Annotated in this window: 17 protein-coding genes; 7 read left to right on the top strand and 10 right to left on the bottom strand. The window is 60.7% G+C overall.

Annotated elements, in window-relative coordinates; translation table 11 throughout:
- Positions 1-24: 24 nt before the first annotated feature.
- From BLU71_RS26240 to mreB, 6 genes are all read right to left on the bottom strand, one after another.
- A complete protein-coding gene (locus BLU71_RS26240; RefSeq protein ID WP_083354220.1) occupies positions 25-3,828 on the bottom strand; it encodes a YhdP family protein in 3,804 nt (1,267 codons plus the stop codon).
- Positions 3,829-3,903: 75 nt separating this feature from the next.
- Positions 3,904-5,361, bottom strand: a complete 1,458-nt coding sequence (rng, locus tag BLU71_RS26235; protein WP_016771696.1) for a ribonuclease G — start codon at positions 5,359-5,361, stop codon at positions 3,904-3,906.
- Positions 5,362-5,419: 58 nt separating this feature from the next.
- Positions 5,420-6,016, bottom strand: a complete 597-nt coding sequence (locus tag BLU71_RS26230; protein WP_083354219.1) for a Maf family protein — start codon at positions 6,014-6,016, stop codon at positions 5,420-5,422.
- A 37-nt stretch (positions 6,017-6,053) separates the two neighbouring features.
- Positions 6,054-6,545, bottom strand: a complete 492-nt coding sequence (gene mreD / locus BLU71_RS26225; protein ID WP_042608773.1) for a rod shape-determining protein MreD — start codon at positions 6,543-6,545, stop codon at positions 6,054-6,056.
- Entirely contained in the window at positions 6,545-7,648 is a 1,104-nt protein-coding gene (gene mreC / locus BLU71_RS26220; RefSeq protein ID WP_080902498.1) for a rod shape-determining protein MreC, read from the bottom strand. The genes mreD and mreC overlap by 1 nt, the downstream gene beginning before the upstream one ends.
- 305 nt (positions 7,649-7,953) lie before the next feature.
- Complete coding sequence (gene mreB / locus BLU71_RS26215) at positions 7,954-8,991, bottom strand: rod shape-determining protein MreB (protein ID WP_002555108.1); 1,038 nt, start codon at positions 8,989-8,991, stop codon at positions 7,954-7,956.
- Between the two features lie 211 nt (positions 8,992-9,202).
- On the opposite strand from mreB, the gene gatC reads away from it, so the two are divergent.
- The 6 genes from gatC (at position 9,203) to BLU71_RS26185 (ending at position 14,418) form a co-directional block, all read left to right on the top strand.
- A complete protein-coding gene (gene gatC / locus BLU71_RS26210) occupies positions 9,203-9,490 on the top strand; it encodes an Asp-tRNA(Asn)/Glu-tRNA(Gln) amidotransferase subunit GatC (protein ID WP_024011606.1) in 288 nt (95 codons plus the stop codon).
- Between the two features lie 16 nt (positions 9,491-9,506).
- The gene (gatA, locus tag BLU71_RS26205; protein WP_042608774.1) at positions 9,507-10,958 is read left to right on the top strand and encodes an Asp-tRNA(Asn)/Glu-tRNA(Gln) amidotransferase subunit GatA; all 1,452 of its coding nucleotides are present in this window, start codon (positions 9,507-9,509) and stop codon (positions 10,956-10,958) included.
- A gap of 10 nt (positions 10,959-10,968) precedes the next feature.
- Positions 10,969-12,414, top strand: coding sequence for an Asp-tRNA(Asn)/Glu-tRNA(Gln) amidotransferase subunit GatB (gatB, locus tag BLU71_RS26200; RefSeq protein ID WP_016771702.1), 1,446 nt, complete (start codon positions 10,969-10,971; stop codon positions 12,412-12,414).
- A gap of 147 nt (positions 12,415-12,561) precedes the next feature.
- Positions 12,562-12,933 (top strand): septal ring lytic transglycosylase RlpA family protein, encoded by a 372-nt coding sequence (locus BLU71_RS26195; protein WP_042608775.1) that lies wholly within the window; start codon positions 12,562-12,564, stop codon positions 12,931-12,933.
- A gap of 97 nt (positions 12,934-13,030) precedes the next feature.
- Positions 13,031-14,041, top strand: a complete 1,011-nt coding sequence (locus BLU71_RS26190; RefSeq protein WP_064364547.1) for a calcium/sodium antiporter — start codon at positions 13,031-13,033, stop codon at positions 14,039-14,041.
- Positions 14,038-14,418 carry a carboxymuconolactone decarboxylase family protein gene (locus BLU71_RS26185; RefSeq protein ID WP_065615782.1) on the top strand — a complete coding sequence of 127 codons (381 nt, stop codon included), beginning with the start codon at positions 14,038-14,040 and terminating at the stop codon, positions 14,416-14,418. Before BLU71_RS26190 ends, BLU71_RS26185 begins: the two co-directional genes overlap by 4 nt.
- Before the next feature lie 116 nt (positions 14,419-14,534).
- On the opposite strand, the gene BLU71_RS26180 is transcribed toward BLU71_RS26185, so the two are convergent.
- Positions 14,535-15,476 (bottom strand): AEC family transporter, encoded by a 942-nt coding sequence (locus BLU71_RS26180; RefSeq protein ID WP_042608778.1) that lies wholly within the window; start codon positions 15,474-15,476, stop codon positions 14,535-14,537.
- A gap of 246 nt (positions 15,477-15,722) precedes the next feature.
- Here BLU71_RS26180 and BLU71_RS27405 point away from each other — a divergent pair, with 246 nt between their 5' ends.
- A complete protein-coding gene (locus BLU71_RS27405; RefSeq protein WP_156889247.1) occupies positions 15,723-16,220 on the top strand; it encodes a hypothetical protein in 498 nt (165 codons plus the stop codon).
- A 190-nt stretch (positions 16,221-16,410) separates the two neighbouring features.
- Here the strand turns inward: BLU71_RS27405 and garD are convergent, their stop codons facing one another.
- The 3 genes from garD to BLU71_RS26165 all read right to left on the bottom strand — a co-directional run bounded on the left by garD (position 16,411) and on the right by BLU71_RS26165 (position 20,943).
- Positions 16,411-17,964, bottom strand: a complete 1,554-nt coding sequence (gene garD / locus BLU71_RS26175; RefSeq protein ID WP_083354218.1) for a galactarate dehydratase — start codon at positions 17,962-17,964, stop codon at positions 16,411-16,413.
- 11 nt (positions 17,965-17,975) lie between these two features.
- Positions 17,976-19,337 (bottom strand): MFS transporter, encoded by a 1,362-nt coding sequence (locus BLU71_RS26170; protein ID WP_051600602.1) that lies wholly within the window; start codon positions 19,335-19,337, stop codon positions 17,976-17,978.
- A gap of 160 nt (positions 19,338-19,497) precedes the next feature.
- A complete protein-coding gene (locus tag BLU71_RS26165; RefSeq protein WP_042608781.1) occupies positions 19,498-20,943 on the bottom strand; it encodes an aldehyde dehydrogenase family protein in 1,446 nt (481 codons plus the stop codon).
- Between the last annotated feature and the right edge of the window lie 29 nt (positions 20,944-20,972).

Genomic DNA, 20,972 nt, shown 5'->3' with positions numbered 1-20,972 from the left:
TCCTACGGGGCTAGTGTCTGCTAGTTAAAAAGGCTTGTCGAAGGTGATTTTCGGCTCTTTCCATGGGCCTTTGACGGTGTACTTGACGCTGGCGAAGCGCGCCACGCGGTCACCGATCAGTTTGTCGATGAGAAATAGCGCGCCGCCTACCGCCGGTGCGCCGACGATCAGCGCAGCAATCGGCAGATTGTTGGTCACCGGCAAGGTCACCAGCAATTTCGCATCGACCTTGTCGTCAACCAGATCCAGCGTGCCGTCCAGCTCGAGGTTGCTCGAAGGCCCGGTCAGGCGAATCGGCTCACGGGTGACGTAGACGCCATTGTTCGCCACCAGCAAACCCTTGACCCGGTCGTAGCTCAAGCCTTTGCCGAACAGGTCGGAGAAATCCAGACGCAAACGCCGGCCAATCGAGTTGAAGTTGAGCAGGCCGAACACCCGCAACGCCTGAGCGCCGCCCTCGACCTCGACAAACTGGCCCTTGTTCAGCGAGGCGTCGAGGGTGCCGGAGAAACGCTTGGTCGCCAGCCACGCCGGCGAGCCCGGCCAACGGCCGTCGACGTCCATGTGGAATTCTTCGCTGGTCACGCTCGGCGCGAAGCCCCAGCCCTTGAGCACGTCAGCCAGGTTCTTGCCGCCAATGCGGCCCTTGTACCAGCTGCTGGTCGAACCCGGCGTGCCTTCCCAGCCGCCGTTGCCTTGCAGAAGGATGCCTTTGAGCCCCATGTCGAGGTTGTTCAGGGCGATGCCTTTGGCGGTCGGCCTTACTTTCAGCGACCAGCCACCGACCAGATCGGGACCGAGGAACAGTTGGTTAAGGGTGATATCCAGCGCCGGAATTTTTGTCGGGTCGACAGAGGCCAGTGGATCCGGCGCGTTTTCGTCAGCCTGCACGGCCGGGTCCGGCGCCGGCAGTTTCACGTACTGCAGATTCACCGCGATCGGCACGCCTTTGGCGTCCGGCAGACTGGCGCTGCCCTTGGCCTGCTGGCTGTCGAGAGCGAGATTCCATGCGCCGGGCTTGCGATTGATCTGCACCGAGGCCTGATCCAGTGTGGTGCCGAACGCAGTCAGTTTGCCGACCTTGATGTCAGCGCTGCTGAGCAGTTGCTTGGCGCTACCGCCAGGATCCTGCCCGGCGTATTTATTGGCCAGATCCTGCCACGGCGCCACGTCCAGCTCCGACAGCACGCCGCGAATCCGCAGGCCTTTGGCGCCCGGCAGGACGGCTTCGCCCGTGCCGAGAAACAGCTCGCCACGGCCATCGGCGAAATTGCTCGGTGGCGCGGCGAAGGTGAAATTGGCCAATTGGTCGTAGTTGACCCAGTAGCGCCGCTCCTGACCTTGCAGAGTCATGCGGAACACCGTGTCCCGCCCGACATCGGCGGCCATGCCGAAAGGCGCCGGCAGATCCACCGCCACGCCCTTGAGGCTGGAGCTGACCATCAACTGGCTGTCGGCCCCGGAAAGATTCAGCTGCAACTGATAAGGCAGGGTCCCGGACACCGGCAACGGTTGGGTGACGCCCAGCCAGTCGGTAAGCTTTTTGACTTCGACCTGCCCCGACGCCGCCACCCGAGTCTTGATCTGGTTGGGGCTGCCATCCGCGAAGATCTGCGCAGTGACCGGTTTGTCGAAGGCCCGCGCAGAAATGTTCTGACCGCTGAGGCCTTTGTTGCTGTCGAAGCGGAAATCGCCCTTGAGCTGGCTCAGTTCCAGCTTCGGCTCGGCCAGTTTCAGCCGCGCATTGGCGGTTTTGAAGTCGACGAGGATTTTCGGCTGCTCGCCCTTGGCCAGCGGAATATCGAGCTTGAGCTTGCCGTTGAGATCGCCCGCGCCTTCCCAACCGGCAAAGGTCTCGCCAGTGCCGATCGGCGCGTCCTGGAGGATCTTCAAGCCATCGCCCAGGCCACCGGCAAATGCGCCATCAAGCAACAGATGCGAATTCTGTCCGGCCGGTACATGAGGAATATTGACGAAGACATCGCTGACCTGCGTGTCGAGCAACTGGCCTTTGCTGGCCCAGATGCGCACGCCGCTGTCTTCGATGAACACATCGCCACTGACCTTGCTCACATGTGGCCACCCCGGCTGAAAGGCCAGTTCGGCGTCGTGCACTTTGAAGAACAGACTGATGCTGCGGTCAGCCTCACCGGCGTTCTTGTTCAGCGAACCCTGATACTGGAAGAAGCCCTGATCCACCGCACCGTTGAGGATCGCCGTGCGCAGCCATTCATCAAGCGCTGGGCTCAACACGGCCGGCAGGTATTTGGCGGTATAGCGACCGTCGCCGTCGACCAGACCGACGCGCAGGTCCATGTAGTCTTCCTGGCTATGGTCGAAGTGCAGGCGGATGAGGAAGTCGCCGGCAATCTTGCCCTCCTCGCCCAACACCTTCAGATACGGCGCGATCAGGGTGAAGCCATCCTTGTCGAGTTTCCAGGTCAGGCGCGCATTGGCCTGCAGGTATTGCCATGGCTTGGCGAAAATCGGATCGAGGTGCAGGACGAAATCCTTGCTGTCGAGGCGCAACTCGCCGCCGTCGAGATTGCCGCTGAGGCTGCCGCTGACATTTCGCGCCGCCGGAGCGCCGTGGTAGGCGTCAAAACCGACGTTGTCGAGGTTGGCGGCAAAGCCGAATTTGTTGCCGTCGGTGGCAGTCGGACGGAAATCCATCAGAACATTGCGCAGGCCGCCGGTCACTTTCAAGCGTTCAACCACCGTGGCAAGACTCTGCGGCAAAGGGCCCAGCGCATTGAGCAGCGGCGTAATCGGGGTCAGATCGAGGCGATCCGCCTGCAAATGCCAGAGCTCTTCAGCCTTGGCGCTGGCGCGGGTCTGCTGTATCTGCACGCGGGATTCCCAGCGGGTTTCGCCAAAGCTCATCGCCAGTGAATCGAGGGTGACGTTCACGCCCTCGGCGCTGTTGCGGTAGTAGGCGTTGAGCGCCAGATTGTTGATCTGGATTGGCTTGCGCTCGGCGTAGGCGCCCGTCACTTGCGGCGCATTCAAGCGCAACGCGGCGCTCTGCAATGCGCCTTCGGCCCAATCGACCCAGAGTTCGCCGCCGGCCTTGATCTCGGAAAAATTCCATTGCTGGGTCAGCCGCTCGGGCAGCCACTTCGACCAGTCGCTCTGCGGCAGGCTGGCGTAACCCTCGATGGCGCTGTTCTGCCATTGATCGGGACGAAGCTGGCTGCGCAGGCTCAGCGCAACGGGCTGGCCATCGGGCAAGGTCAGACGCGCGTCGAGCCGCTGACGGCTTGCGCCGGTGCGCAGATTGAGGCCGACATAGGTGAGCGTCATGGGCGGGTGATCGAGTGGTTGCAGGGTCACCTGGCTGTCGAGCACCGACAATTGCCTGATCATCTGCGAGCGCTGGAACAGTTGCGCCGCATCTAACGGTTGATCCTTCTGCACCGGCAAGCCTTCCAGCGCCCAGGTGCCGTCTTCGGCTTCCTTGAGGCTGATCTTCAGACCATTGAGTTCGATATGCGCGAGGCGCACTTCGCGAGCCAACACACTGGCCCACAGATCCGGCACTACCCGCACGCGATCAAGGCGCAGTGCGTTGGCACCGTCGCCGACCATCACGTCATGGGCCAGCAGGATCGGCGCGAAACCGCTCCAGTTGCCTTCCAGCTCACCGATCTGCAAGGGCATGCCGAGGGCGGCACTGGCCTTGTCTTCGATGTCGGCGCGGTATTCGGCCACCAGTGGCGTCAGCTCGCGGCCGAGGCTGACGTATAGCGCCATCAACACCAGAACCAACGCGCACAGGCCCAGCCCCCAGCGGGTGAGTGCGGCCAGTATGCGTGTCAGACGCTCCATGTCAGTTGGCTCCCATGGCAAAAAAACTGCGAAAAGCTGAGGCCAGCCGCGTTGAATGAAAGGTGTTGCAGCGCTTCAGAGCAGCACCACGTCATATTGTTCCTGGGAATACATGGTTTCCACCTGGAAGCGTATGGTGCGACCGATAAAGCCTTCAAGCTCGGCGACGTTACCGGACTCTTCGTCGAGCAGGCGATCGACCACTTTCTGGTTGGCCAGTACCCGGTAACCCTCGGCCTGATAGGCACGAGCCTCGCGCAGAATCTCGCGGAAAATCTCGTAACAGATGGTTTCGGCGGTTTTCAGTTTGCCGCGTCCCTGGCAACTGCTGCATGGTTCGCACAGCACCTGTTCAAGGCTTTCACGGGTGCGCTTGCGGGTCATCTGCACCAGGCCCAACTCGGTGATACCGATGATGTTGGTCTTGGCGTGATCGCGCTCCAGCTGTTTCTCCAGAGTGCGCAGGACCTGGCGCTGGTGCTCTTCATCTTCCATGTCGATGAAGTCGATGATGATGATCCCGCCGAGATTGCGCAGGCGCATCTGCCGGGCAATCGCGGTGGCCGCTTCGAGATTGGTCTTGAAAATGGTTTCTTCGAGGTTGCGGTGACCGACGAACGCCCCGGTGTTGACGTCGATGGTGGTCATGGCTTCCGCCGGATCGATGACCAGATAGCCGCCAGACTTCAGCGGCACCTTGCGCTCCAGCGCGCGCTGGATTTCGTCTTCGACGCCGTACAGATCGAAGATCGGCCGCTCACCCGGATAGTGCTCCAGACGATCGGCGATTTCCGGCATCAGTTCGGCGACGAATTGCGTGGTTTTCTGGAAGGTTTCCCGGGAATCTATGCGGATCTTCTCGATCTTCGGATTGACCAGATCACGCAGGGTGCGCAGGGCCAGGCCGAGGTCTTCGTAGATCACGCTTGGCGCGGCGATGGTCTTGATCTGCTCATTGATCTGGTCCCAGAGCCGGCGCAGGTAACGGATGTCCATGAGGATTTCGTCAGCGCCTGCGCCTTCAGCGGCGGTGCGCAAAATGAAGCCGCCGGCTTCCTTGATGCCTTCTTTGGCCACGCAATCACTCACCACCTGCTTGAGGCGCTCGCGTTCGGCTTCGTCTTCGATCTTCAGGGAAATGCCAACGTGAGCGGTGCGCGGCATGTACACCAGGTAGCGTGAAGGGATCGACAGTTGCGTGGTCAGGCGCGCACCTTTGGAACCGATCGGATCCTTGGTGACCTGCACCACCAGACTCTGGCCTTCATGCACGAGCGAGCTGATGCTTTCTACCGCCGGGCCTTCGCGCAGGGAGATTTCAGCGGCGTGAATGAAGGCGGCGCGATCCAGACCGATGTCGACGAATGCCGCCTGCATGCCCGGAAGAACACGGACGATCTTGCCTTTATAGATGTTGCCGACGATCCCGCGTTTCTGCGTGCGCTCGACGTGGACTTCTTGCAGCACACCGTTTTCGACCACCGCCACGCGCGACTCCATCGGCGTGATGTTGATCAGAATCTCTTCACTCATGGCAGGATCTCGTTCAGGCATGTTCACGATAGTGGCCGCATCTGGATTCGTACGACGCTCAGGGCGTGTTCAGGTTTTGCCAACAGGGTATGCCGAAATGGCCCAACACCTCGCAGGTTTCGCACAACGGCAGGCCGACCACCGCCGAATAGCTGCCTTCGAGCCCGGCGACAAACACCGCACCGAGGCCCTGAATGCCGTAACCGCCGGCCTTGTCACGCGGTTCGCCACTGGCCCAGTAGGCGGCGGCCTCATCGCGGCTGATCGTGCGGAAATGCACCCGACTGCGCACCACCCGCGACTCGCAACGCTCGCCTTCGAGCACGGCGATGGCCGTCAGCACTTCGTGTTCGTTGCCGGACAACATCATCAGCATGGCGCATGCATCGGCTTCGTCCACCGGTTTGCCAAGAATTTTGCCGTCGAACACCACAGCAGTGTCGGCGCCGAGCACGCAGAACGGCCGATCAGAGACGACCGAGCGGCGACCGGCCTCAGCCTTGCCGCGCGCGAGGCGTTCGACATAGGCTGAAGGGGATTCATCAGGAAGCGGGGTTTCGTCGATATCCGCACTGATGGCGGAGAACTGCACGCCGACCTGCGTGAGCAATTCACGGCGACGCGGTGAGCCGGAGGCGAGGTAAAGCAGTTTCATCAAAACATCTCCCTGTTCAGTGCCCTGCTTCACCGGCTCAATAGATTCTGTAGCGTCGGCACATCCCGCGCAGGGCGAAGCTGACCCACGGCCAGAGCAAGGCACTGACCAGTGCCGGCAAGACCAACGCCAGGGTTGGTTGGCGATTGCCGGTCAAGGCGCTGAGCCACAGTTGCGCCAGTTGTGCGAGGCCGAAGATCACCAGGATCACCAGGCACTGTTGCCACATCGGGAACATGCGCAGACGCTGCTGCAACGACAGTACAAGGAACGTGATCAGGGTCAGGATCAGCGCGTTCTGCCCAAGCAGGTCGCCCTGCAGGACATCTTCGGCCAGCCCCAGACAGAACGCGGTGACCATGCCGACCGTGTGCGGCATGTACAGCGCCCAAAAGGTCACGAGCAAGGCCAGCCACAGCGGGCGGAGGATTTCCATGAAGATCGGCAACGGTGAAACGCTGAGCAGGATGCCGACGAAGAAGGTCAGCCAGATCATCCAGCCGTTTGCGGATTTTTTCGCGCCGACCATTATTCTCGTCCCCCGGTAGTCGCTGGCGGTTTCGCCGGTGGTTTGCTGGCGGCCGGTGGCTTGGCCGCGGCCGGCGCGGCAGCGGGCGGTTTGCTCGCGGCGGGCTTGGCTGGCGTGGCGGCAGGCGCTGCGGCTTCGGCGGCCGGCGCGGCGGTAGCGGTGGAAGGCGTGGCAGGCATGATCAACGGTTTCGGCACGCTGGCCGGCAACATCGGGCCGCCACCGTGGGCGTCGAGCTGTTCCTGGGCCTGGGCGGCGTCATTGGCGCGTTCCTCTGCGGTGCGGCTGTCGCTGAACACCAGCAGCAGGTAGCGGCTGCGGTTCAGGGCGGCGGTCGGCACAGCGCGGACAATGGCAAACGGTTGGCCGGAATCGTGGATGACTTCCTTGACCGTGGCCACCGGATAACCGGCCGGGAAACGCTGGCCGAGACCGGAACTGACCAGCAGATCGCCTTCCTTGATGTCCGCCGTGTCGGCGACATGACGCAATTCCAGGCGCTCCGGGTTACCGGTGCCACTGGCAATCGCGCGCAGACCGTTGCGGTTCACCTGCACCGGAATGCTGTGGGTGGTGTCGGTCAGCAGCAGGACACGCGAGGTGTAAGGCATCAATTCCACCACCTGGCCCATCAGCCCCCGTGCATCGAGCACCGGTTGGCCGAGCACCACGCCGTCGCGCTCGCCTTTGTTGATGATGATGCGATGGGTGAAGGGGTTGGGGTCCATGCCGATCAACTCGGCCACTTCGACCTTTTCGTTGACCAGCGCAGAGGAATTGAGCAGCTCGCGCAGCCGAACGTTCTGCTCGGTCAGGGCCGCGAGCTTTTGCATGCGTCCCTGCAACAGCAGGTTTTCGGTCTTGAGTTTTTCGTTTTCGGCGACGAGCTCGGTGCGGCTGCCGAACTGGCTGGCGACCCCTTCCCACAAGCGGCCGGGCAGGTCAGTGATCCAGTAGGCGTCCATGAGCACCAGCGACGCTTGTTTGCGCGCGGGCTTGAGCAGGTCGAAACGCGCATCGACCACCATCAGCGCGACCGCGAGCACGGCCAGCACCAACAGGCGTACGCCCAACGAAGGGCCCTTGGTGAAAAGCGGTTTAATAAGCCGCTCCTCCCAGGCAAATGTTCTGTTTATTCATACGGCATCAAACCGGCCTGGATGAAGACTGACAGAAGATAAACGCCAACAGGCAGCACTGCAAAGTGCTGCCTGTGCGTTCACCCACGTATTACATTCGAAGCATCAAATGGTGTGAAAGCGTAGCGAGCGACGGCAAGACAAGGCAAAAACAGGCGAGGAAGCGGAGTTTACGGGTTGTAAATGAGCATTCCGAGCCTGTTTTTAACGCAGTATTGCGCGCGTAAAGCCGAAGGCTCCCAGCCCTGAGTAGCTTTCACGCCGTTTGATTATTCGCTCGAAAGCAGATCCATGGTGTGCTTATCCATCATTTCCAATGCACGGCCACCGCCGCGAGCAACGCAAGTCAACGGATCTTCGGCAACGATCACTGGCAGACCGGTTTCCTGGGCCAGCAACTTGTCGAGGTCACGCAGCAGCGCGCCACCACCGGTCAGCACCAGGCCACGCTCGGCGATGTCGGAAGCCAGTTCCGGCGGCGATTGTTCCAGAGCGCTTTTCACGGCCTGAACGATGGTCGCCAGCGACTCTTGCAGAGCCTCGAGCACTTCGTTGGAGTTCAGGGTGAATGCGCGTGGAACGCCTTCGGCCAGGTTGCGACCGCGAACATCGACTTCGCGCACTTCGCCGCCCGGGTAGGCGGTACCGATTTCCTGCTTGATGCGCTCAGCGGTGGATTCACCGATCAGGCTGCCGTAGTTGCGGCGCACGTAGGTGATGATCGCTTCGTCGAAACGGTCGCCACCGACACGGACGGATTCGGCGTAAACCACACCGTTGAGGGAGATCAGGGCGATTTCAGTGGTACCACCACCGATGTCCACGACCATCGAACCGCGCGCTTCCTCGACCGGCAGACCGGCACCGATCGCAGCAGCCATTGGCTCTTCGATCAGGAACACTTCACGGGCACCGGCGCCAAGGGCCGATTCACGGATGGCACGACGCTCAACCTGGGTGGACTTGCATGGAACGCAGATCAGCACACGAGGGCTGGGCTGCAGGAAACTGTTTTCATGAACCTTGTTGATAAAGTACTGCAGCATCTTTTCGCAGACGCTGAAGTCGGCGATTACGCCATCCTTCATCGGACGAATGGCAGCAATGTTGCCCGGCGTACGGCCGAGCATGCGCTTGGCCTCGGTGCCGACAGCGACGACACTTTTCTGGTTACCGTGTGTCCGAATGGCCACAACCGATGGCTCATTCAGGACGATACCGCGCTCGCGCACGTAAATAAGGGTGTTGGCAGTGCCCAGGTCAATGGAAAGATCGCTGGAAAACATGCCACGCAGTTTCTTGAACATGGGAAAGGGACCCTAGGCAACGCGTGGGTAAAAAAGTGCGGCAAACTCTAACAACGACAGGGATTTTGGGCAAGGCGCCAATATGTTAAATTGGCCGCTTTTCTGTGCACCAAGCCCCACAATCGCGGCCTTATGACCGTAGAAGTGCGGTAGTGTTCCGACAATCTAACACACGGACGCCGTCCGTTCTGTTTTCCACTGGAGAATCCCGATGGCGCTAGAACGCTCCGACGTGGAAAAAATCGCGCACCTGGCCTGCCTTGGCCTCAATGATGCCGATCTTCCGCACATTACTTCCGCCCTCAACAGCATTCTCGGGCTGGTCGACGAAATGCAGGCCGTTGATACCGACGGTATCGAGCCGCTGGCCCACCCCCTGGAAGCCAGTCAGCGCCTGCGCGCCGACGTGGTGACCGAGACGAATAATCGCGAGGCCTACCAGTCCATCGCACCAGCGGTCGAAAACGGCCTGTATCTGGTTCCGAAAGTCATCGACTAAAGGGAAAGAGCCTGCAATGCATCAAATGACTCTGGCCGAGATCGCCCGCGGTCTCGCCGATAAAAAGTTTTCCTCCGAAGAGCTGACCAAAGTCCTGCTGGCGCGTATTACCCAGCTCGATCCGCAGCTCAACAGCTTCATCAGCCTCACCGAGGACCTGGCCATCGAGCAGGCGAAAGCCGCCGACGCACGCCGGGCCAACGGTGAGAGCGGCGCCCTGCTCGGCGCGCCGATCGCCCACAAGGATCTGTTCTGCACCCAGGGCATTCGCACCAGCTGCGGCTCGAAAATGCTCGACAACTTCAAGGCGCCCTACGACGCCACCGTGGTCGCGAAACTGGCCGCTGCCGGCGCCGTGACCCTGGGCAAGACCAACATGGACGAATTCGCCATGGGTTCGGCCAACGAGTCGAGCTGGTACGGCGCGGTGAAAAACCCGTGGAACCTGGAACATGTGCCGGGCGGTTCGTCCGGTGGCTCGGCGGCGGCGGTTGCTGCGCGCCTGTTGCCAGCAGCCACCGCAACCGACACCGGCGGCTCGATCCGTCAGCCGGCGGCGTTCACCAACCTCACCGGCCTGAAGCCGACCTACGGTCGCGTTTCGCGCTGGGGCATGATCGCTTACGCCTCCAGCCTCGATCAGGGCGGTCCGTTGGCGCGCACGGCCGAAGACTGCGCGATCCTGCTGCAAGGCATGGCCGGCTTCGATCCGAACGACTCCACCAGCATCGATGAGCCGGTGCCGGATTACTCCGCCAGCCTCGGTGATTCGCTGCAAGGCCTGCGCATCGGCGTGCCGAAGGAATACTTCAGCGCCGGTCTCGACCCGCGCATCGCCGAGCTGATCCAGAACAGCATCCAGCAGTTGCAGAAGCTCGGTGCGGTGATCAAGGAAATCAGCCTGCCGAACATGCAGCACGCGATTCCCGCGTACTACGTGATCGCCCCGGCAGAAGCCTCCTCCAACCTGTCGCGTTTCGACGGCGTGCGTTTCGGCCACCGCTGCGAGAACCCGGAAAACCTCATCGACCTGTACAAGCGCTCCCGTGGCGAAGGCTTCGGCGCGGAAGTACAGCGCCGGATCATGGTCGGTGCCTACGCGCTGTCCGCCGGTTACTACGACGCCTACTACCTGAAAGCGCAGAAGATCCGTCGTCTGGTGAAAAACGATTTCATGGCTGCCTTCAATGAAGTCGACATCATCCTCGGCCCGACCACACCGAACCCGGCGTGGAAACTCGGCGCGAAGAACAGCGACCCGGTCGCTGCCTATCTGGAAGACGTCTACACCATCACCGCCAACCTCGCCGGCCTGCCGGGCCTGTCGATGCCGGCCGGTTTTGTCGACGGTCTGCCGGTGGGCGTGCAGTTGCTCGCGCCGTATTTCCAGGAAGGCCGCCTGTTGAACGTTGCCCACCAGTATCAGCTCAACACTGACTGGCACACCCGCACCCCAACCGGCTTCTGAGGAGACACACATGCAATGGGAAGTCGTGATCGGGCTGGAGATTCACACTCAGCTCACCACCCGGTCGAAAATCTTTTCCGGTAGTTCCACCACCTTCGGTTCCGAGCCGAACACCCAGGCCAGCCTGATCGACCTGGGCATGCCCGGCGTGCTGCCGGTGCTCAACCAGGAAGCGGTGCGCATGGCGGTGATGTTCGGTCTGGCGATTGACGCCGAGATCGGCCAGCACAACGTGTTCGCCCGTAAGAACTACTTCTATCCAGACCTGCCGAAGGGCTACCAGATCAGCCAGATGGAATTGCCGATCGTCGGCAAGGGCCACCTGGACATCGCCCTGGAAGACGGCACGGTCAAACGCGTCGGCATTACCCGCGCGCACCTGGAAGAAGACGCCGGCAAGAGCCTGCACGAAGAGTTCAACGGCGCCACCGGCATCGACCTCAACCGTGCCGGCACGCCGCTGCTGGAAATCGTCTCCGAGCCGGACATGCGCAGCGCCAAGGAAGCCGTGGCTTACGTCAAGGCCATTCACGCACTCGTGCGTTATCTGGGCATCTGCGACGGCAACATGGCCGAAGGCTCGCTGCGTTGCGACTGCAACGTCTCGGTGCGCCCGAAAGGCCAGGTCGAATTCGGCACCCGCTGCGAGATCAAGAACGTCAACTCGTTCCGCTTCATCGAGAAGGCGATCAACTCCGAAATCCAGCGCCAGATCGAACTGATCGAAGACGGCGGCAAAGTGATTCAGCAGACTCGCCTGTACGATCCGAACAAGGACGAGACCCGTCCAATGCGTTCGAAAGAGGAAGCCAACGACTACCGTTACTTCCCCGATCCGGACTTGCTGCCGGTGGTCATCGAAGAGTCGTTCCTCGGTGAAGTGCGTGCGACCTTGCCGGAACTGCCACCGCAAAAGCGCGAGCGCTTCCAGAGCCAGTTCGGTCTGTCGGCCTACGACGCCAACGTGCTGGCCACCAGCCGTGAGCAGGCGGATTACTTCGAGAAAGTCGCGGCCATCGGTGGCGACGCGAAACTGGCGGCGAACTGGGTGATGGTCGAGTTGGGCAGCCTGCTCAACAAGCAGGGCCTGGACATCGAGGATTCGCCAGTGTCCGCCGAGCAACTGGGCGGCATGCTCCAGCGCATCAAGGACAACACCATTTCCGGCAAGATCGCCAAAGTGGTGTTCGAAGCGATGGCCAATGGCGAAGGCAGTGCTGACGAGATCATCGAAAAGCGCGGCCTCAAGCAGGTCACCGACACTGGCGCAATCTCCGCGGTGCTCGACGAAATGCTCGCAGCCAACGCCGAACAGGTCGAACAGTACCGCGCGGCAGACGAAGCCAAACGCGGCAAGATGTTCGGCTTCTTCGTGGGCCAGGCCATGAAAGCCTCCAAAGGCAAGGCCAACCCGCAGCAGGTGAACGAACTGCTGAAAAGCAAGCTCGAAGGCTGACCACAATGGAGCCAGATCCAAAGCCTGGCTCCATCCCCTGTAGGAGTGAGCCTGCTCGCGATAGCGAAATGTCAGACACTGAAAAAGTGACTGTCGAACCGCTATCGCGAGCAGGCTCACTCCTACATTTGATCCGGGAAACCTTGAATGAAGCGCCTGTTTTTGAGCAGCGCCCTGCTCTCCCTGCTGGCCGGTTGCGCCAGTACTGACACCATCGACCCGCACGGTTACGACCAGACCGGCGTCGCCTCCTATTACGGAGCCAGACACCACGGTAAACGCACCGCCAGCGGCGAGGCGTTCAACCAGCACTCCCTGACCGCCGCCCACCGCCAGTTGCCGTTCGGCACGCGGGTAAAGGTCACCAATCTGAAAAACGATGAATCGGTCGTGGTCCGCATCAATGACCGTGGCCCACACACCCGTGGCCGATTGATCGATCTGTCACGCGAGGCTGCCGACGAGATCGGCATGCTGCGCAGCGGCACCGCGCGGGTTCGCGTGCAGGCCCTCGACTGATGGAGCGCCGACCATTTTCGCACTAGCCGATCTGCCGCTGATCAACGTCATCGAACTGTTCAGCGGCTTGTGTCTCTTGATCATCGGCGCCGAGCTGATGGTGCGGGCCGCCGTGCGCCTGGCCGAGCGGCTGCATGTGCGTCCGCTGATCATCGGCCTGACCATCGTCGCCCTCGGCAGCAGCGCGCCGCAGATGACCGTCAGCCTGCAAGCGGCGCTGACCCACAACCCCGACATCGCCGTCGGCAGCGTGGTCGGCAGCGGCATCTTCAACATTCTGGTGACCCTCGGCCTGTCGGCGCTGATCATCCCACTGCGCGTGTCTCGGCAACTGGTGCGCCTGGATATCCCGCTGATGATCGGCGCCAGCCTGCTGGTGTTCATCCTCGCCTGGAACAAAGACCTCGGACGCTTCGACGGCATTCTTTTGCTCGGCGCTCTGGCGCTGTACCTCGGCTTGCTGTTCCGCCAGTCGCGACATTCGACCCGCCCCCATGGCGCAGAGCCGCCGGAAACGCAGCAATCCTGGCTGATCAGTGTGCTGATGATTCTCGCTGGTCTGACCCTGCTGGTCTTCGCCGGTCGGTTGCTGCTCGGCGCCGCCGTGGCCGTGGCCACCGACCTTGGGCTGTCGGAACGGGTCATCGGCCTGACGGTCGTCGCGGTCGGCACTTCGCTGCCGGAACTGGCAACCTCGCTGATCGCCGCGTTGCGCGGGCAGCGCGACATTGCCGTGGGCAACGTGATCGGCGCCAATCTGTTCAACCTGCTCGGGGTGCTGGGGCTGACCGCGTTGCTCGCACCGGCGCCGCTTTCGGTTTCGCCCAACGCGCTGGATTTCGACTTGCCGGTGATGCTCGGCGTCGCCGCGCTGTGTCTGCCGGTGTTCTATTCCGGCTACCGCGTGACCCGGGCTGAAGGCTTGCTGCTGCTGGGTTTGTATCTTGTCTACGGGCTGCACGTGGTGTCGTTCACCACCGGCATGCCGCTGGCCGGCAAGCTCGAGCGCTTGATGCTGTTTTATGTCCTGCCGGCGCTGCTGACGTTTCTGGCGTTCACGTCGATCCGCGCCTGGCGTCGCCAACACCACAAGAGAGATGTGCCATGAGCGAGTCGAAGCAGTCCGGGGTTGAAATCCGTCGTCAGGTCATGGGCGATGCGTTCGTTGATCGCGCGCTGGGCAATGCCACTGAATTTACCCAGCCGTTGCAGGATTTCGTCAATGAACATGCGTGGGGCGGCGTGTGGAATCGCCAAGGCTTGTCGCTGAAAACCCGCAGCCTGATTACCCTTGCAGCGTTGACTGCATTGAAGTGCCCGCAGGAGTTGAAGGGCCACGTGCGCGGCGCGTTGAACAATGGCTGCACAGTGGAAGAGATTCGCGAAGCGCTGCTGCATTGCGCGGTGTACGCCGGCGTGCCGGCGGCGATCGACGCGTTTCGCGCGGCGCAGGAAGTGATTGATAGCTACCAGAAGCCGGAGTGATTCGGCGCGGCTGAAATAGCCATCGCGAGCAGGCTCACTCCTACAGGGGAACGCATTCCAAATGTAGGAATGAGCCTGCTCGCGATGGGGCCATGAGCAACACCGCAAAATCCAGATCAGATCCACCCACCCCACTGCAACACGAAGATCCCGACATTGGTGGTGATCGCCGCCATCAATGTGGTCATCACGATAATCGCCGCCGCCAATTCATGATTGCCCTGTGCCGCGCGGGCCATGACAAAACTCGCCGCTGCCGTCGGACTACCGAAGTAGAGAAACAGAATCCCCAACTCCGCGCCGCGAAAGCCCCACAACCACGCTCCGAGGGTTGCCAGTATCGGCAGACCGACCATCTTCACCAGACTGGAGCTGAGCGCCATGTTGCCGCTCTTGCGCAGCGCCGCCAGTGACAGCGTGCCACCGATACAAATCAGCGCCAGCGGCAAAGTGGTCTGCGCCAGATACTGGCCGGAGGTTTCCAGCCAGCCCGGCAGGCCGATCTTGAAATAGGCGAACGGCGCGGCAGAAATCACGCTGATGATCAGTGGATTGCTGAACACGCTTTTACAGATACTCCACGGATCGGACTTGATCACCGGGCTGTACACCGCCAGCACAATGGTCGACAGCGTGTTGTAGAACAGGATCACCAGCGCCGCGAGAATCGCCCCGAGGGAAATACCATAATCGCCATACATGCTCGCGGCGAGCGCCAGACCGATCACGCCGTTGTTGCCGCGAAACGCGCCCTGGGTGTAAATGCCGCGATCTTCACGCGGACACTTGAAAATCGCCCAGCCCCAGGCCACGGCAAAGCTCACCAGGGTGGCCAGGGAAAAGTAAATGAGGAGCGAAGGTTGCAGCGCGGCGTGCAGGTCAGCGTGGAGGATGCCGAGAAACAGCAGTGCCGGCATCGTGACGTTGAACACCAGCGACGAGGCCGTGTGAATGAAGTTGTCGTTGATCCAGTCGATGCGCTTGAGCAGCACACCGAGAAACAGCATGGCAAACACCGGCGCGGTGATGTTCAGGGTTTCGAGAAAGATTGCCAGCATGCCGGAGAGCCTTGGGTGAGCGTCGATAGGGGGCTAATGATAAGCGACGGGGAGGCACATGTGTGCAAGGACATCTTGGCAGGCAATGCCACATCCGGTACCGGTCCTCTAATAGAAGATCTCATTATCGTAGGTAGCTCCCTATACGACCGTTCGTCGTAACTGTCAGATCTGACAGTGGCGAACTTTCTGCCGTGCGCGCTCAATAACTCCCGTAAAACAAAATAACTTACAGGAGATACAACAATGTCAACTCAATCATCAGGCACTTCAAACACCAATGATGTTTCAGCCATTCACACCGAGAACTTCGAAAATGAAAATTACCAATCCTTTGAAACAGGTCAAAAAGTTTCATTCAGGAGCGGATTGGACATCACTATCGAGCATCAACCGACCCAAACAAATTCGAAGATAGCTAAACTCGACGAGCCGGGCTTCGGAGCTAAAAGTCTATTTTTGCCCGCTGGCTCCAGATTGAAGCTTTCATTTGGAGAATCGATAAAAAGTATTAATTTCAAAGTCAAGCCAGTGAGCGAAAACGAACATGGAACTGCCTATATTTGGGCATGTAGAGATGGTGTGGGGATGAGCGGCACCCCTATCTTTATCGACAGTGACGAATATAAATACTCACCAACAAGTACCTTGGACTCGCTATTTATCACTGGCTTTAGTGGATTGAGTTCCGTGACGGCGGGCGAGTTATATTTGGATAATGTAACGTGGACTACACTAACTTGATCGGCCTGATACACCCTTGAAAAACTTTTTTACTTCATCCACAAGCCTTTGGATTTCAATCGTTTCAAGAAGCCGTTTTCCATTGCTACAGGCAACCAGTAATCGTGGTAGCAATGGAAAAACGGCACCGCTATACATCACCTATGAATGCTGAATACCGGGCTATTCCCGGAGAGTATTGTCGACCACCTCAAGTAATCGGCGCCGGGTTGAACAAGGTGATGTCGTTGTGCAGCTTGTGTTTCTCCGCCCAGGTCTGTTGCTTGCCACTGGCAACATCCAGGTAATAGTGAAACAGCTCCCAGCCGAGTTCTTCGATGGTCGCGCGCCCGGTAGCAATGCGCCCGGCATCGATGTCGATCAGGTCCGGCCAGCGTTGCGCCAGTTCGGTGCGGGTCGACACTTTGACCACCGGAGCCATGGCCAGCCCGTAAGGCGTGCCGCGACCAGTGGTGAACACGTGCAGGTTCATCCCCGCCGCCAGTTGCAGCGTACCGCAGACAAAATCGCTGGCCGGCGTTGCGCAGAAAATCAGGCCCTTCTGCTTGAAACGCTCGCCCGGGCCGAGCACGCCGTTGATCGCGCTGCTGCCGGACTTGACGATCGAGCCCAGTGACTTCTCGACAATGTTCGACAACCCGCCCTTCTTGTTGCCCGGCGTGGTGTTGGCACTGCGATCAGCCTCGCCCTTGGCCAGATAACGGTCGTACCAGTCCATTTCCCGCACCAGCTCTTCGGCGACGACCTGCGTCTGCGCCCGTGAGGTCAGCAGGTAGATCGCATCGCGCACTTCGGTGACTTCGGAAAACATCACCGTCGCCCCCGCGCGCAACAGCAGGTCCGAGGCATAACCGAGCGCCGGGTTGGCGGTGATGCCGGAGAAGGCATCACTGCCGCCGCACTGCATGCCGAGAATCAGCTCGGAGGCCGGCACGGTTTCGCGGCGGCGCTGGTCGAGTTTCTTCAAACGGACTTCAGCCAGTTCCATGATCTGCTCGATCATTTCGGTGAAACCGTGACTGGAGTCCTGCAAGCGGTACAGCCACGGATCGCTGAGATCCACAGACGCATCGTCCTCGTGCATCACCTGCCCGGCCTGCAATTTCTCGCAGCCCAGACTGATCACCAGCGCCTCGCCGCCCAGGTTCGGGTTGCGCGCCAGATTGCGCACGGTGCGAATCGGGATGTAGGCGTCGGTGGCGGTGATCGCCACGCCGCAGCCATAACTGTGAGTCAGCGCCACCACGTCATCGACGTGCGGGTACTTCGGCAGCAGCTCCTCCTTGATGCGCTTGACCGCGTGATCGAGCACGCCGGTGACGCACTGTACGGTCGTGGTAATCCCGAGAATGTTGCGCGTGCCGACGGTGCCGTCGGCGTTGCGATACCCCTCGAAGGTGAAGCCTTCCAGCGGTGCCTGCGCGGCCGGCACGTCGGTGGACAGCGGCAGGCTGTCGAGCGGCGGCGCGGTCGGCATGCGCAGTTGATCTTCCTTGACCCAACTGCCACGACGGATCGGCTGCAATGCGTAGCCAATGATCTGCCCGTAACGAATCACCGGGCCGCCCTCGGGAATATCCTCCAGGGTGACCTTGTGGCTCTGTGGCACGAAATCCACGGTGACCAGGCCATCGGCAAACTCGGTACCGGCCGGTACGCCCTGATCGTTGACCACCACTACAACGTTGTCCCGCTCGTGCAGGCGGATGTAGCGCGGCGAGTCGGAATGTTCAATCAACTGCATGACGCCGCTCCTCAGGAATGCGCTTGAGACAAATTGCCGGTGGCTTCATTACCGCCCTTCGCAGGCGGCTCTTTCAACACCACACGCTTGATCGGGCCGACGATCACCAGGTAGCTGAACACCGCGACCAGTGCGTTGGCGCCGACAAACACCAGCGCCCATTTGAACGAACCGGTGGAGCTGATGATGTAGCCAATCACGATCGGCGTGGTGATCGAAGCGATGTTGCCGAAGGTGTTGAACAGGCCACCGCTCAGACCGGCGATCTGTTTCGGCGAAGTGTCGGAGACCACCGCCCAGCCCAGTGCGCCAACGCCTTTGCCGAAGAATGCCAGGGCCATGAAGCCAACCACCATCCATTCCACTTCAACATAGTTGCACGCAACGATGCTGCTCGATACCAGCAGACCGGCGATGATCGGCGCCTTGCGGGCGAAGGTCAGCGAGTGGCCCTTGCGCAGCAGGTAATCGGAAATCACCCCGCCGAGCACGCCGCCGATAAAGCCGCAGATCGCCGGCAACGAAGCGATGAAACCGGCCTTGAGAATGGTCATGCCACGCTCTTGCACCAGATACACCGGGAACCAGGTCAGGAAGAAATAGGTGATGCCGTTGATGCAGTACTGGCCCAGATACACACCGAGCATCATGCGGTTGGTCAGCAGCTGACGGATGTAGTCCCATTTCGGACCGTCGGACTTCTTGCCCTTCTGATCCATGTCGACCATGCCGCCGTTGTCAGCGATGTGCTTGAACTCGGCCTCGTTGACGCGTGGGTGCTCACGCGGGCTGTAGATGACTTTCAGCCATACCAGCGAGAACACGATGCCGAGGATACCCATGACGATGAACACGTGCTCCCAGCCGAAGCTGTAGACGATCCAGCCCATCAGCGGCGCGAACAACACGGTGGCAAAGTACTGCGCCGAGTTGAAGATCGCCGAAGCGGTGCCGCGTTCAGCGGTCGGGAACCACGCGGCGACGATGCGCGCGTTGCCAGGGAACGATGGCGCTTCGGCCAGGCCCACGAGGAAGCGCAGCATGAACAGCGCAACCACTGCCGTGGACATGCCGAATTCACCGACGAAGCCTTGCAGCACGGTGAACAGCGACCAGGTGAAAATGCTCAGGGCATAGACTTTTTTCGAGCCGAAGCGATCGAGCAACCAGCCACCGGGAATTTGCCCGGCGACGTAGGCCCAACCGAATGCGGAGAAGATGTAGCCGAGGGTAACGGCGTCAATGCCCAGATCCTTTTGCAGGCTGGAACCGGCAATGGCGATCGTGGCACGGTCGGCGTAGTTGATCGTGGTCACCAGAAACAGCATGAGCAGGATCAAATAGCGGACGTGAGTCGGCTTGGAGGATTGCATGCAGATGTACTCCCACTGATTATTTTTATGCGCGGGTGAAGCTTCTTTGGTCCCCGGTTTGCCGGGTGTTCCCTGTAGGAGCTGCCGAAGGCTGCGATCTTTGCTTCTAAAGATCAAAAGATCGCAGCCTTCGGCAGCTCCTACAGGGGTATTGCGTGTATCAGGAGCCGATGTAACTGGTCTTCACGACCGTGTAGAACTCTTGCGCATAGCGGCCTTGCTCGCGGGAGCCATAGGACGAGCCTTTACGGCCACCGAACGGTACGTGGTAATCCACACCGGCAGTCGGCAGGTTGACCATCACCATCCCGGCTTGGGAGTGGCGCTTGAAGTGGTTGGCGTACTTCAGCGAGGTGGTCGCGATGCCGGCCGACAGGCCGAATTCGGTGTCATTGGCCATCGCCAGCGCGGCGTCGTAATCGGCCACCCGCACAATGTTGGCGACCGGGCCGAAGATCTCTTCGCGGCTGATACGCATCGACGCTTCACTGTCGGCGAACAGCGTTGGTGCGAGGAAGTAGCCTTCGGTATCGCAGGTCACCACACCACCACCGCTGACCAGACGTGCACCTTCGGACTGGCCGATGTCGATGTACTTCATGTCCTGTTCAAGCTGCGCCTGGGAGACCACCGGACCGATGTCAGTGCCGGCTTTCAGCGCGTGACCGACCTTGATCGACTTCATGCGCTCGGCCATGGCCTCAACGAACTTGTCGTGAATGCCGGCGGTGACGATCAGACGGCTCGACGCCGTGCAACGCTGGCCGGTGGAGTAGAACGCGCTCTGCACCGACAGCTCGACCGCTTGCTTGAGGTCGGCGTCGTCGAGAATGATCTGCGGGTTCTTGCCACCCATTTCCAGCTGAACCTTGGCCTGACGCGAAACGCAGTTGACCGCGATCTGCCGGCCAACGCCTACCGAACCGGTGAAGCTGATGCCGTCGACTTTCGGGCTCTGCACCAAGGCATCGCCAACCACACGACCGCTGCCCATCACCAAGTTGAACACACCGGCCGGGAAGCCTGCGCGGGAGATGATTTCCGCCAGCGCCCAAGCGCAGCCCGGAACCAGATCGGCAGGCTTGAGCACGACGCAGTTGCCGTAGGCCAGCGCCGGAGCGATTTTCCAAGCCGGGATGGCGATCGGGAAGTTCCACGGGGTGATCAGACCGACCACGCCCAGCGCTTCGCGAGTGACTTCAACGTTGACGCCCGGGCGTACCGACGGCACGTAGTCACCGGACAGACGCAGGCACTCACCGGCGAAGAATTTGAAAATGTTGCCGGCGCGGGTCACTTCACCGATCGCTTCCGGCAGGGTCTTGCCTTCTTCACGGGCCAGCAGCGTGCCGAGTTCTTCGCGACGGGCGAGAATTTCAGTGCCGACTTTATCCAGCGAATCGTGACGGGCCTGAATGCCCGAAGTGGAATACGCCGGGAACGCAGCCCGAGCGGCGTCGATGGCGGCGTTGACCTGAGTCAGATCAGCCTTGGCGTAGTCGCCGATGGTGTCGCTGAGTTCGGACGGGTTGATGTTGGCCGAGTAATCGGCACCGGCGACCCATTCGCCGTTGATGTAATTGTCGTAGCGTTTTGCAGTTGTCACAGGGCAGCCCTCAACTCTAAAAGCCTTCA

It is taken from the genome of Pseudomonas moraviensis (genome assembly GCF_900105805.1).
Lineage (GTDB): Bacteria > Pseudomonadota > Gammaproteobacteria > Pseudomonadales > Pseudomonadaceae > Aquipseudomonas > Aquipseudomonas moraviensis_A.
Note: the sequence above shows the minus strand (reverse complement) of the source record. Positions and strands in the feature narration are given on the sequence as shown.